The following is a 12,952-nucleotide window of genomic DNA, read 5'->3' on the forward strand; positions in this document are numbered from 1 at the left end:
GGGGTGGGCACTCAGCCTGTTTCGTTGTTGCTGTCGAGGAACATGTCGAGCACGTTGACCACGGCGACGAGGCATATGCAGCCCGCCACGGCGGCGACGGCCCACACGAGGATTTCGTCGCCCCAGGTACTGGCGAGCGTGTCGAAATGAGAAAAGAGCTCCATATGTGTCCCTCCGGGGATGCAAGCGAATTGCAAGGTTATGTTTCGCACCGCCCGAACCCCGTAGTGGCCGCCCTTCCCCGTCTGTGGGAGAAAGCGTGTGTGCAAGGTAGGAGCGCACCGACAGCGCATCGCACCCGCCTACGCTGCTTCGCGGGTACTGGCTGTGGAGCCTGAAAGATTCGTCGCATAGCATGGGCCCACAGGACGGCACTGATCGTGCTTGTCATTCATCGCACTGCCTCGCGCACCGGCCGCACCGCCCGGATCCCCTCAGGGAAGAAAGAACCCCATGCAGATCAGGATCGGCTTCGACATCGAACTCGGCGTCACCGCCCCCACGGCGGTGATCTACATGCTGCAGGTGCACCCGTCGCGTGCCCAGGACCTGCAAGGCGGCGAGAACATCACCCTCAGCCCGCCGATGGCCACCGACCACTACCAGGACAGCTTCGGCAACAATTGCGCGCGCGTGCACGTTCCTGTCGGGGTGAGCAGCGTGCGTTTGCGCAACCACGCGGTGGTGTTCGACACCGGCTGGCCCGACCCGGTGGACTTCAGCGCCAGCGAGCATGCGGCGGCCGATCTGCCGGTGGAGACGCTGCCTTTCGTGCTGCCGAGCCGCTATTGCGAGGTCGACGGCGAACTGCTGCAGTTCGCCTGGGCCAACTTCTCGAACGTGGCGCCGGGCTGGTCGCGCGTGCAGGCAATCTGCGACTTCGTGCACCGGCATCTGCGCTTCGACTACCAGAATGCACGGGCCACGCGCACCGCTTTGGAGGGTTTTCGCGAGCGCACGGGCGTGTGCCGCGACTTCGCGCACCTTGCAATCACGCTGTGCCGCTGCATGAACATACCGGCGCGCTACGTCACGGGCTACCTCGGCGACATCGGCATTCCGCCGGTGCGCTTTCCGATGGACTTCAGCGCGTGGTTCGAGGTGTACCTGGGCAACCGCTGGCACACCTTCGACGCGCGGCACAACACGCCGCGCATAGGCCGCGTGGTGATCGCGCGCGGGCGCGACGCGGCGGACGTGCCGATCACGATGGTGTTCGGCGCGAACACGCTGCAGCGCTTCGAGGTGACGACGGAAGAAGTGCTGCAGTAGCTCTTGCAGGTCAGGCCAGCGCCGCGGGCCTGGCGATGTAGCGCTCGCGGATCGCCTTGGCCGACCAGTAGGTCAGCGCCGCCACCAGGCCGGTCGGGTTGTAGCCCAGCCCCTGCGGGAAGGCCGACGCGCCGGGCACGAAGACGTTGTGCACGTCCCAACTCTGCAAGTAGCGGTTGACCGCGCTGGTGCCCGGGTCGGTGCCCATGATCGCGCCGCCGTTGAGATGGGTGGTCTGGTAGCTGGTCGTGTCGAAGTGCTCGCCGAAGTTCTTGACGAACACGCGTACGGCCTTCGGGCCCATCGCCTCCGCGATGCCGTGCATCTTCTCGGCCATGAAGCGGGTCATGCGGACGTCGTTGTCCTTCCAGTCGAAGGTCATGCGCAGCAGCGGCAGGCCCCAGGCGTCCTTGTAGGTCGGGTCCAGGCTCAGGTAGTTGTCGTGGTAGCTCATGTGCGCGCCATGCGCATCCATCGACATCGTGTGCGTGTAGTTGTCGGCAACGGCCTGCTTCCACGCGCTGCCCCAGCCGGGCGCGCCCTCGGGCAGCGAGATGCCGCTGATCGGCTTCACGCCGGCCTGGTTGACCCACATCGGCGAACCGCCGACAAAGCCGAACGGGCCGTGGTCGAAGTTGTCGGCATTGAAGTCATCGATCGCCACGCCGTTGCCGCCCGCGCCGATGAAGGGGTTGGCGTGCACGTCCTTGTCGAAGAAGGCCTTGATCGTCGCCATGTTCTGGTAGGCGAAGTTGCGCCCGACGGTGCCCTTGCCGGTCGCCGGGTCGTAGGGCGTGCCGATGCCCGACAGCAGCATCAGCCGCACGTTGTGGAACTGGAACGCGCAGATGACGACGATGTCCGCCGGCTGCTCCACCTCGCGCCCTTGCGCATCGATGTAGGTAACGCCGGTGGCGGTGCGGCGATCGGCCGCGAGGTTCACGCGCAGCACGTGCGCATGCGTGCGCAGTTCGAAGTTCGGCACCTGGCGCAGTGCCGGCAGCACGTTGACGTTGGGCGAGGCCTTCGAATAGTTGTAGCAGACATAGCCACTGCAGTAGCCGCAGAAATTGCACGGCCCCATCTGGCAGCCGTACGGATTGGTATACGGCCCCGAAGCGTTGGCCGATGGCAGGTCATAGGGGTGATAGCCCAGCTTCGCCGAGGCATCGCCGAAGCGTTGCGCCGACACCGTGCGCTTCTGCGCGGGCAACGGAAAGGCGTGCGAGCGGTCGGCCGCAAACGGGTTGCCGCCCTTGCCTTCTCCCACTTTCTGGCCGGCCACGGTCCATGCACTACCCGATGTGCCGAACACCTTTTCAGCAAAGTCGAAATGCGGCTCCAGCTCTTCGTAGCTGACGCCGAAGTCCTGGATCGTCATGCCCTCGGGAATGAACTTCTTGCCGTAGCGTTCTTCGTAATGGCTGCGCAGGCGCAGTTCGGCGGGGTCGACGCGGAAATGCACGCCCGACCAGTGCAGCCCCGCGCCACCGACACCGGTGCCGGGCAGGAAAGCACCCAGCTGCCGATAGGGCAGCGCCGTGTCGTTCACGCCGTGGCGGATCGTCACCGTTTCGCGCGAGATGTCCTGGAACAGCTTGCGGCGGATGTTGTAGGTGAGCTCGTCCAGCACCTTGGGGTAGACACCGTCGGTGGCCGTGTCCTGCATCGGGCCGCGCTCGAGCGCGACCACGTTCAGGCCGGCCTCGGTCAACTCCTTGGCCATGATCGCGCCGGTCCAGCCGAAGCCGACGATCACCACGTCGGCTTTCTTCATCGTGTTGCCGGCCATGCTCAGCCTCTCTGCCCGCTCAAGGCCACGGGTGGCAGCGGGTACTTCACGTCGCGCTCGACCCAGTCCATGAAGTCGGCGCGCGCACCGGGAAACCCGATCAGCTTCCAGCCCGCGAGACCGCGATTGCCGCCATGCACCGGATCGGCGAAGAAGCCTTCGCGCACGTTCTGCAGCAGCATCGAGAAGAACAGCTGGGCCGGCACGGCTTCGAACACGGCCTTGCCCGATTCGATTTCATGCAGCGCCGCATCTTGCGCATCCGCTGCGAGTTGCACGAAGGATTTGCCCTGCGCCTTCTGCACGAAGCCGTTGGCGGCATCGATTCCCAGGCGATAGATCTGCTGCGGGGTGAGCTGCGATTGATAACCCATCGTGGCCGGTGCGTCGGCGTTGAACGGCCCTTGCATGTACCAGAGCTTGCCGGTGGCCCAGGGTGTGTCCATCTGCCGATCGATGTACTCGGGCACGCCGGCTTCCACCGCCCCTGGACCCGATGCGTCGTTCGGAATCAATCGCGCGCTGGCGGCGTTGACGAAGGCCCACTCGCCTGCGGTGAAGAAGCGCGGCGAATAGGTGCTCGGTGCCGGGCTGCTCGTGGGCGCTTCACCCTGCGCGGCGGTTGCCTGCCGGGTGTCGCATCCGGGAAGCACCGCGACGGCGAGGGTCGCTGCGCCCAACCCCTTGAACAACTGGCGCCTCGATGACGGTGGTTGCGATGAGTCCGGTGCGGTCACGGGCATGCTCCTGTCTGGTTCATGAGGCGATCAATCAAATCAACGCGCGGGAGCGGCCTGCGCGGACCGCTCCTTCTCGATGGCGCTGCGGATCTTGCCGACTTGTGCGGCCTGCACGGCCGAAGCCTTGTTGCCCCAGCTCTGGCGCGTGAAGCTTGCGAGCTGCGCCACTTCGTCGTCCGACAGGCGCCAGCCGAAGCCGGGCATGCCGAGCTCCGATGGCGCGACACGCGTGGCGGGCAATTTGCTGCCTTCGAGGATCAGGCGGATCACCGAACTCGGGTCGCCTGCCAGCACGGTGGAATTGCCGGCGATGCGCGGAAATACCTGCACGTAGCCCAGGCCGTCGCTGCGATGGCAGGCCGCGCAGTTGTCGACGTACAGCTCGGCGCCGCGCGTCGAGTTGACGCCCTGCCACAGCGCCTTGGCGGTTGCAGGGTCGGCATTGAACGACGATGGCGCATGGGCCGAAGGCGGCAGCGTCTTGAGGAATGCAGCAATCGCTTTCAGATCGTCGTCGCTCAGGTGCTGCGTGCTGTGCACGATGGCATCGTTCATCGCACCGCCGACCACCGCATGCGACGCGTTGCGCGCGCTGCGCAAGATCGCGACGATGTCAGCGACGGACCATGCGCCCAGTCCGTCCGCCGGATTGCCGCGCAGGTTCACCGCCACCCATCCGTCGATGAGCGGCCCGCCGGCCAGGTACTCGGGGCTGGACTCGTCCAGCGCCTTCTCCTGCATCGTCGGCGCCCGCGGCGTATGGCAACTGCCGCAATGCCCCAGGCCCTGCACCAGATACGCACCCCGCGCCACCGACATGTCGGCATAGCGGGCGGCGTCGAAGGCCACGGCATCTGGTTGCGGCGCGAATGCCTTGCGCCACAGCGCCATTGGCCAGCGCATCGACAGCGGCCAGGCAATGCCGCGTGGATGCGGTTGCGACGGGGCCGGCGCCACGCCATGCATGAAAAAGGCATACAGCGCGCGAACGTCGTCGTCACTCATGCGCGCATACGACGGATAAGGCATCGCGGGGTACAGCGAGTCGCCGTCGATCCGGATGCCGTGGCGCACCGCGCGATCGAAGTCGGCGAGCGTGTAATTGCCGATGCCGCTGTCGTGATCGGGCGTGATGTTGGTGCTGTACATCGCACCGATGGGCGAAGCCAGCGGCAGCCCGCCAGCGAATGGCGCTCCGCCCGGCGACGTGTGGCAGGCCACGCAATCGCCCGCCTGGGCCAGGTAGCGGCCCTTGTCGATGAGGGCTTTCGAATTGCTGTCGGACGCGGCGGCGATGGCCCGCGTGGTCGTGGGCCACAGCGCAAGAGCCAGCACTGCAATGATGATGAGTACGGTGATGCCTGCGAAAGGCCACAGAAGTTTCTTCATCGTCGTTGCAGTCTCCTTGCGCCGCTGAATGACGTCAAGCAAATGATGAAGAGGAATGGCTCTTGATACTTTCGGATCAGCGCATCACTCCGGCTTTATAGCCGAGCAACTTCATCGCGGCAGCGAGGCCCTTGCGGCTGCGCTCCATCGCGGCCCAGGGCTTGTTGCCGATGTCGAAGCGCTGCGCCGCGTTGGCGACTGTCCATTGCGCAGCGCTCGTGAGCTCCGGCAACTCTTCCCACGCAAGCGGCACCGACACACCCAGCCCCGGGCGCGAACGCGCCGACCACGCGCTGACGGTGGTCGCGCCGAAGCCGTTGCGCAGGTAGTCGACGAAGACCTTGCCCACGCGGTTGCGCGGCCCGCTCTTGGCGACGAAGCGCGCCGGAATGGTCTGCGCGAGATGCGCCACCACGGCCTGCGAGAAGCCCTTGACGGCGTCCCAGTCGTACTGGCGCCGGATGGGCACGACCACGTGCAGCCCCTTGCCGCCGCTGGTCTTCAGGAACGAAGGCAGGCCCAGTTCGTCGAGCAGCGTGCGCACCAGCATCGCGGCCTCCTGTATCTGCGGCCATGCCACGCCTTCGCCGGGGTCGAGGTCGAAGGTCATGCGGTCGGGCTTGCCGATGGCGCGCGAGGTGGCGTTCCAGGTGTGCAGCTCGATGACGTTCATCTGCGCGGCGCCGAGCAGGCCCTGCTTCGTGTCGATCTGCAGCAGCGGCTCGTGGCCCGGGTCCAGCGCGGGATCGAGCAGGCGCACGCCGGGAATCTCGCGGTTCTGCAGGTGCTTCTGGAAGAACAGCTCGCCGCCCACGCCCTCGGGCGCGCGCACCAGCGACACCGGCCGGCCGCGCAGGTGCGGCAGCATGAGCTTGGCCACGCCGTCGTAGTAGGCGGCGAGCTCGCCCTTGGTGATGCCGCTGTGCTTGTCGATCACGCGGTCGGCGTGGGTGATCTTCTGCTGGGACATGGGGGTGCTCTTTCTCTTTTCTTCCTCCGGCCGCTCGCGGCGGATGTCGCGAGCGGGCTTGTCGGCGCGCAGGCCTTGAAAGACGGCCTGGCGCACGCGGTCTTCGCGCGTCCACTCGCCGAACGAGACCTCGGCCACGAGTGATGGCTTGACCCACTGCGCCTTGATGCCGCGCGGCGTGGGCGTGAACGGGCAGTCGTCGGTGGACAGTCTGTCGAGCTTCGTCTTGATGTCGGCGAGGCGATTGGCGTCGAAGCCCGTGCCGACGTTGCCGCAGTAGCGCAGGCGCCCGGTGGCCTCGTCGTGCACGCCGAGCAGCAACGAGCCGAAGCCCGTGCGCGTGCCCTTGGGCGTGGTGTAGCCGCCGATCACGAATTCCTGGCGCTGCTGGTTCTTGAGCTTGATCCAGTCGGGCGAGCGGCGCGACACATACGGCGAGCCCTTGCGCTTGCCGACAATGCCCTCGAAGCCGATGCGCGCCGACGACGCGAGCAGGTCGCGCGGCGAGGCGTCGAAGGCTTCGCTCAGGCGCAGTGGTGCGGGCGGCTTCTTGCCGAGCAGCTGCGCGAGCCGTGCGCGGCGCTCCTCGACCGGCATGTCGCGCAGGTCTTCGCCGTCGAGAAAAGGCGCGTCGAACAGCCAGTAGACGATGGACGATGTCGCGCCGCTGTCGAAGGCGTTCTGCAGCGCCTGAAAGTCGGGCGCGCCGTTTTCGCCATCGACGGTGATCTCGCCGTCGAGCCAGGCCGAGTCGGTAGGCAGCTTCGCGAGGGCCTTGGCGAGCGTGGGCAGCTTCGCGGTCCAGTCATGGCCATTGCGAGTGAAGCAGCGGACCTTGCCCTTGTCGATGCACGCGAGCAGGCGGTAGCCGTCGAACTTGAGCTCGTAGAGCCAGTCGTTGGGGGACGGCGGTGGCGAGGCTGCGAGCGTGGCGAGCTGTGGCTGAAAGGTGGCGGGGAGTGCTGTCTTCTTTGCGGGCGCCTTCTTCGTTGCGGCTTTCTTCGGCAGCTGGTCCACCTCGTCCACGCCGCGCCCGGTGATCACGCTGGCCGGTTGTTCTTCGAGCACGTCGTAGTCGTCGAGCGCACGCGCATCGCCGTCGCGCTCCTTGATGAGCAGCCAGGGCTCGTGCTTCTCGTCGCCCTTGCCGTGCATGCGCACCAGCGTCCAGTGGCCGTGCAGCTTCTCGCCGCGCAGCTCGAACTTGAGCTTGCCGGCCGCGAGCGCCTTGCGCGCATCGCCGTCGGGCAGCCAGTCGCCGCGGTCCCAGACGATGACGGTGCCCGCGCCGTACTGCTTCGGCGGGATGGTGCCCTCGAAGCCGGCGTACGAGATCGGGTGGTCTTCGACGTGCACGGCCATGCGCTTCACGGTCGGATCGAGGCACGGCCCCTTCGGCACGGCCCAGCTCTTGAGCGTGCCGTCGAGTTCGAGCCTGAAGTCGTAGTGCAGATGGCTCGCGTGGTGCTTCTGGATGACGAAGGACAGCACGCCCTTGCCATTCCTGCCGCCGGCCTTGGGCTCGGGCGTGCGGGTGAAATCGCGCTTGCCGTGGTAGCGCGCCAGCGCCTTGCGCGCGGTCGATGCGGTGGTGCCCATGGCGGCAGGCCGGCGTCAGGCTGCGCGGCGATGGCGGACCGGGGCCTTGCGCGCTGCTGTCTTGGCGGCGGGCTTGCGCTTCTTCGCCGCAGCCTTGGGTGGGGGAGCTTCTTCTTCGCCGGCAGCCTTCGCCTTGCCGCGCAGGCTGCGCTGCAGCAGTTCGGTCAGGTCGATGATCTTGGCGCCGCGGCCTTCGGTGGACTGCTCTTCTTCAGGCTCGGGCTGCGTCACGGTCTCGGTCTGGCCGGCCTTCACCTTCTTGTCGACAAGCCGCAGGATCTCGTCCTTGAACTCGTCCTTGAATTCGTTCGGGTCCCAGTCGGCGCTCATGTCGTCGACCAGTTGCTTCGCCATCTTGAGCTCGCGCTCGCTCAGCCCGGCCTTCTTCGCGTCTTCGGAGGGCAGCGGCAGGTCGGTCCACGGGCGGATGTCGGCGCCCCAGCGCAGCAGGTTCAGCACGAGGCCGGGGCCGACTGGCACCAGCACGGCGAGGTGCTGCTTGGTCTGGATGACGACGCGCGCCACGCCCACGCGCCCGCTGCGCTGCAGGGTTTCGCGCAGCAGCGCATACACCTTGGCGCCGCGATTGATCGGTGCCACGTAGTAGGGCCGCTCCAGGTACACGAAGGGAATGCCGTTGGCCGGCACGAAGGTCTCGATCTCGATGGTCTGCGTGGTCTTGGGGTAGGCGGCCGCGATCTCCTTGTCGCTGATCACCACGTACTCGCCGTCCTCGTATTCGACGCCCTTCACGATCTGCTCGCGCGCGATTTCCTTGCCGGTCTTCTTGTTGATGCGCTTGTAGCCGACCGGGTCCATGGTCCGCTTGTCGAGCCAGTCGAAATCGATGCCGTGGTCGGTGGTGGCTGAATACAGCGCCACCGGAATGTGGACGAGGCCGAAGCTGATGGCGCCCTTCCACAGGACGCGCGGTGCGGGGGCTTTTTTCGAGACTGGCATGGGCACACTCCTTCAGTCTTGGAATGTGCGCCGCCCATGTGCGGGCGATGTAGGAGCGCGGCGTCAGGCGTCGTCAGGCCGTGCCGGCCACCGGCCCGAGCCGGCGCTCGCTCGGGCGCGCGAAATAGAACCACTCGGCGCCCGGCAGCGCCATCGCGTTGGGGAACACGATGAAGCCGTCTTCGGGCGCGCTCAGCAGCGTGCCGTCGTGGCGCATGCCGATGGGCTCGCCGCGCTGCACTTCGTCGAAGGTGGCCCAGTCGCGCACGAAGCTGTCTTCCTCGTGCAGGCGGTCGGTCACGCTGGCAAGGCGCAGCAGCTTGGGCGGCTGTTCCGGCGCGCCCGACAGCCCTTCGGGCAGCGCCGCCATGCCCAGCAGCGCAAGCGTGCGGCGGATGGCGCGCCACGCCACTTCGGGGGCCTGCGGGTCCAGGTGCTGGCCGCATTCGAGCGTGACGCCATAGCCGCCGCGGCTGCGGATGTATTCGTTGGTGCCGCGGCCGAAGTCGAGCGCAGCCTCGTCGGCCGGCGTGCCGCCCGCGCGCTGCGCGAGGCCGGCGGCGTAGATGTCGAGCCAGCCCTCCACCACGATGGGCGTGCCGATGTGCAGCGCGAGCTGGCCCTCTTCAAACGAACGGGCGAAGGGCTCCAGCGTGCCGGTGTTGTCGCGCGGGCCGATCATGGCAAAGGCCTCGCCCTCGCTCTGGAAGGAATGCAGGTCGAGCAGCACCTCGTGGCGCGCGATCAGCGGGGCCAGCACGTTGGTCACGCGGGCTTCGTAGTCGACGGGTGCTTCGGTGGGGCGGAACAGGCGGTTGAGATTGCGCTCGCCCTCGCGCTGCAGTCGGCGCCGTGCGAGCGGATTGGCGACGGGCACCAGGGTCAGCTCGCCGCGCTTCAATTGCAGCGTGCCGGCCTCGAACTCGGCCAGGATGCGCTCGATGCCCAGGGTGCCGGAGACTTCGTCGCCATGCACGCCGCCCATCACGAGCAACCGGGGACCGGGGTTCAGCGAGGCGAAGGCGTGGATGCGCAGGCTGTCGGTGGCAATGCCGGCAAATGGATCTGAAGGATCGGAGGACATCCGGGGATTATTGCGGAGCCCCTTCCCTGCGCGCAAAGGCGCTACTCATTTCATAGCAGACCGCAACACCTACAGGGGCTGGCTTGCATGTCCTACCGACCAGGCGGCGGTCGCGACGCAGGCTCGTTCTTCATTGAAGGAGCCCCGCATGAGCAAGAGCAGCAAGAGCAAGACCGCGCCGGCCGATCCTCAAAAGGATGCCAGCGGCGGCAATACCAAGGTGGAGCAAGGCGGCGAATCGGCGCCGCGCCTGCCACACGAGCACGACCAGTCGTCCGACAGCCAGCAGACGCCGGACGGCCGTCCGACCGAGGTGGGCCGCCAGGCCCATGAAGACGTGGAGCGCGGCCTGGTCGATACCGACCGCGGGCTGGAGGCCAACCGCGTCTACAAGAGCGGGAAGATCAAGCGCTGACGACGCCGGCCAGCTGCTTGCGCATGTCGGTGATGACGGCGCCGTAGTCCTTGGCGTTGAAGATGGCGCTGCCCGCCACGAAGGTGTCGGCGCCGGCCGAGGCCACGCGCGCAATGTTGTCGGCCTTGATGCCGCCGTCCACCTCGAGGCGGATGTCGCGTCCGCTCTGCTCGATGCGCTTGCGCGCGAGTTCGATCTTGCGCAGGGCCGAATCGATGAAGCTCTGGCCGCCGAAGCCGGGGTTCACGCTCATGATGAGGATCAGGTCGATGTCGTCGATGGCCCAGTCGAGCGCCTCGAGCCCCAGCCCGGGGTTGAACACCAGCCCGGCCTTGCAGCCGGCCGCCTTGATGGCCTGGATGCTGCGGTGCGTGTGGGGCGAGGCGTCGGGGTGGAAGCTGATGTAGTCAGCGCCCGCTTGCGCAAAAGAGGCCGCCAGTGCGTCAACCGGCTGGATCATCAAGTGCACGTCGACGGGCACCGGGGTGCCGTCGGCGGTCTTGGCGTAGGGCTTGAGTGCCTGGCAGATCATCGGGCCGAAGGTCAGGTTCGGCACGTAATGGTTGTCCATCACGTCGAAATGGATCCAGTCGGCGCCGGCCGCAATCACGTCGGTCAGTTCTTTGCCGAGGTGCGCGAAGTCGGCGGACAGGATGGAGGGCGCGATGCGAAACGGGGTGCTCATGCCCCGATTGTCGCTTCAGCCCCGCCCGCTTGTCCTTGGAGCAAGGAGTACTTCCCGATACATTTGTGTGGCCCATAGAGGGCGGCACTACAGGACGGGGGAGCTTCCATGGACGAGGGCTGGTGGTACGCACAGGGCGAAGACAGGCAGGGTCCGCTGTCGAGCGCGCAGATCCATGAACGCATTCGCACGGGCATCATCGACGCGCAGACGCTGGTCTGGCGTCCGGGCCGGCTGGCCTGGAAGCCCCTGCACCAGGTCGAGGAACTGATGCTGCCCGGCATGCGCATGGAACCCGTGCTGCTGCAGGACTTCGGGCCCGCCGCAGTGCGCGAGGCGCCGCCTTTGCCCGACGAGCAACCAGCCCCGGACCGCCCGATGCCCGCGCCGCAGTCCGCGCGACCCGACCCGGAACCGTGGCTGTCCGACGGTCCCCTGGAGGCACCCGCACCGCAAAGGCGCACCCCCGGCCTGCCGGCGGCCGGCCCGTGGCGCCGCTTTTTCGCCCGTCTCTTCGACGTCTGGACGATGTGCCTGCCCGCCGGCTTCTTCATGGCCGCGGTGGTGGGCCGCATCTGGCCGGCCTTCGGCCTGTGGATGGAAAACCCGTCGTCCACGCCAACGCTCGGGATCATCTTCCTGCCCGTGGCGCTGGTCTTCGAAGCCATCGTCTTCGGCCTGTTCGGCACGACGCTGGGCAAGCTGCTGTTCGGCGTGCGGGTCAGGCTTCACGACGGCGGGCGGCCCACTTTCCTCCAGTACCTGGGGCGCGTGGCGTGGATGTACCTGTCCGGCCTCGGCCTGGGCATTCCCTTCGTCACGCTGTTCACCATGGGCCGCCAGTTCTTCGAGGTGAAGGAGGGCCGCCCTGCCACCTACGACGCGAAGCGCTACCTGGTGCAGGCGGCGGGAACGGGCGTGTTGCGCACGGGCCTGGCCGTGACCGCACTGGCGGGCCTCGTGGCCGGCGTGGTCTTCATCAACCAGCGCGAGGCGCAAAGAAGCATGCGCTTCTACGCCGGCTTCGAGTGGACGAACCCCGTCACGAAGCTGCGCGCGAGCATCCCGCGCGGGTGGCAATACCGGGAGCAGTCCAACACCACTGGCGACGTGGTTCACACCTTCTTCTCGGACACCGTGGTCGCGGTCTTCGCCGTGGAAGGTGGCATGGAGCAGGTGAGCCTGGACGAGTACCAGCGAATCTGGGCGATGGCGGTGCGCCCGTCGATGGAGCTGGACGCACGCGCGCGCCCCATCAACGTCAAGGGCCGCCTGGGCCTGCAGATGAAGGGTGCGATGACCGCGGACGCCTCGCGGCACGTGGATGCCACGCTGCTGAAGAGCGGCACCCAGGTCTGGCGCATCGTGCTGGTCGGCACCTCGGACCGGGACCCGGACACGGCCGCCACCGCGGCGCTGCGCGACCTGCTGTTCCAGACCGTTCCGGCCGCAGCGCCCGAGAGCACGCCGAAGGGCAACACGGTCTGACATCGCCCGGCGGACGTGGGGGAGAGGGCCTGCAGTTACCATCGCGCCCATGTCACACAGCCCCTTCAGCGTGCAAGTCGAACCGCGCTACCTGGCCGAACAGTCGTCGGCCAAGGACAACATCTACACCTTCTCGTACACGGTCACCGTCACCAACACGGGGACGGTGGCTGCCCAGCTGATCGCCCGCCACTGGCTCATCAACGATGCCTCGGGCCATGCGCAGGAGGTCAAGGGCCTGGGCGTGATCGGCCAGCAGCCGCTGCTGGCGCCCGGCGAATCCTTCCGCTACACCAGCGGCTGCCGCCTGCAGGCGCCCAGCGGCACGATGCATGGCAGCTATTTCGTGGTGACGGAAGAAGGCGAGCGCTTCGACGTGCCGATTCCGATGTTCGTGCTCGAAGCGGACGTGGGCGGAGCCCCCGTCTCCCGCGTGCTTCACTAGGTACTCCCCCAGGCTTCGCGCACTTCGTGTCGCTTCGCCACCCCCCTCGCCCGGGGGCAACACCTGCGGCCCGGCAAAGCCGGTTCCGCGGTGTTCCCCGGCGCTTGACGAGA

General features: G+C 67.2%; 12 protein-coding genes. 4 read left to right on the plus strand and 8 right to left on the minus strand.

All coding sequences use genetic code 11. The features are described 5' to 3' along the window. Positions 1 to 11 precede the first annotated feature (11 nt). On the minus strand, positions 12 to 164 hold the full coding sequence (locus tag NWF24_RS28935) for a hypothetical protein (RefSeq protein WP_258351529.1): 153 nt from the start codon (positions 162 to 164) through the stop codon (positions 12 to 14). Positions 165 to 453: 289 nt separating this feature from the next. Between NWF24_RS28935 and NWF24_RS28940 the strand changes: the two genes are divergently transcribed. Further along, complete coding sequence (locus tag NWF24_RS28940) at positions 454 to 1,272, plus strand: transglutaminase-like domain-containing protein (RefSeq protein ID WP_258351530.1); 819 nt, start codon at positions 454 to 456, stop codon at positions 1,270 to 1,272. 10 nt (positions 1,273 to 1,282) lie between these two features. Here NWF24_RS28940 and NWF24_RS28945 read toward each other — a convergent pair whose 3' ends face one another. The 6 genes from NWF24_RS28945 to NWF24_RS28970 all read right to left on the minus strand — a co-directional run bounded on the left by NWF24_RS28945 (position 1,283) and on the right by NWF24_RS28970 (position 9,806). Next, on the minus strand, positions 1,283 to 3,064 hold the full coding sequence (locus NWF24_RS28945; RefSeq protein WP_258351531.1) for a GMC family oxidoreductase: 1,782 nt from the start codon (positions 3,062 to 3,064) through the stop codon (positions 1,283 to 1,285). Positions 3,065 to 3,066: 2 nt separating this feature from the next. Next, on the minus strand, positions 3,067 to 3,801 hold the full coding sequence (locus tag NWF24_RS28950) for a gluconate 2-dehydrogenase subunit 3 family protein (RefSeq protein WP_258351532.1): 735 nt from the start codon (positions 3,799 to 3,801) through the stop codon (positions 3,067 to 3,069). 39 nt (positions 3,802 to 3,840) lie between these two features. Continuing rightward, positions 3,841 to 5,193, minus strand: coding sequence for a cytochrome c (locus tag NWF24_RS28955; protein ID WP_258351533.1), 1,353 nt, complete (start codon positions 5,191 to 5,193; stop codon positions 3,841 to 3,843). 76 nt (positions 5,194 to 5,269) lie between these two features. Beyond that, complete coding sequence (gene ligD, locus NWF24_RS28960) at positions 5,270 to 7,762, minus strand: DNA ligase D (protein WP_258351534.1); 2,493 nt, start codon at positions 7,760 to 7,762, stop codon at positions 5,270 to 5,272. Positions 7,763 to 7,777: 15 nt separating this feature from the next. Further along, on the minus strand, positions 7,778 to 8,722 hold the full coding sequence (ku, locus tag NWF24_RS28965) for a non-homologous end joining protein Ku (protein ID WP_258351535.1): 945 nt from the start codon (positions 8,720 to 8,722) through the stop codon (positions 7,778 to 7,780). 73 nt (positions 8,723 to 8,795) lie between these two features. Then, positions 8,796 to 9,806, minus strand: coding sequence for a succinylglutamate desuccinylase/aspartoacylase family protein (locus tag NWF24_RS28970; protein WP_258351536.1), 1,011 nt, complete (start codon positions 9,804 to 9,806; stop codon positions 8,796 to 8,798). A gap of 148 nt (positions 9,807 to 9,954) precedes the next feature. On the opposite strand from NWF24_RS28970, the gene NWF24_RS28975 reads away from it, so the two are divergent. Then, positions 9,955 to 10,221, plus strand: a complete 267-nt coding sequence (locus tag NWF24_RS28975; protein WP_258351537.1) for a hypothetical protein — start codon at positions 9,955 to 9,957, stop codon at positions 10,219 to 10,221. Here NWF24_RS28975 and rpe read toward each other — a convergent pair. Further along, the gene (gene rpe, locus NWF24_RS28980; RefSeq protein WP_093054169.1) at positions 10,211 to 10,906 is read right to left on the minus strand and encodes a ribulose-phosphate 3-epimerase; all 696 of its coding nucleotides are present in this window, start codon (positions 10,904 to 10,906) and stop codon (positions 10,211 to 10,213) included. The genes NWF24_RS28975 and rpe overlap by 11 nt on opposite strands. A gap of 108 nt (positions 10,907 to 11,014) precedes the next feature. On the opposite strand from rpe, the gene NWF24_RS28985 reads away from it, so the two are divergent. After that, positions 11,015 to 12,394: an RDD family protein gene (locus NWF24_RS28985; protein ID WP_258351538.1), complete on the plus strand. Its 1,380-nt coding sequence runs from the start codon at positions 11,015 to 11,017 to the stop codon at positions 12,392 to 12,394. Between the two features lie 49 nt (positions 12,395 to 12,443). Next, positions 12,444 to 12,839 carry a Co2+/Mg2+ efflux protein ApaG gene (apaG, locus tag NWF24_RS28990; protein WP_093054165.1) on the plus strand — a complete coding sequence of 132 codons (396 nt, stop codon included), beginning with the start codon at positions 12,444 to 12,446 and terminating at the stop codon, positions 12,837 to 12,839. Positions 12,840 to 12,952: the final 113 nt, after the last annotated feature.

The sequence above is a fragment of the Variovorax paradoxus genome, assembly GCF_024734665.1.
Classification (GTDB): domain Bacteria; phylum Pseudomonadota; class Gammaproteobacteria; order Burkholderiales; family Burkholderiaceae_C; genus Variovorax.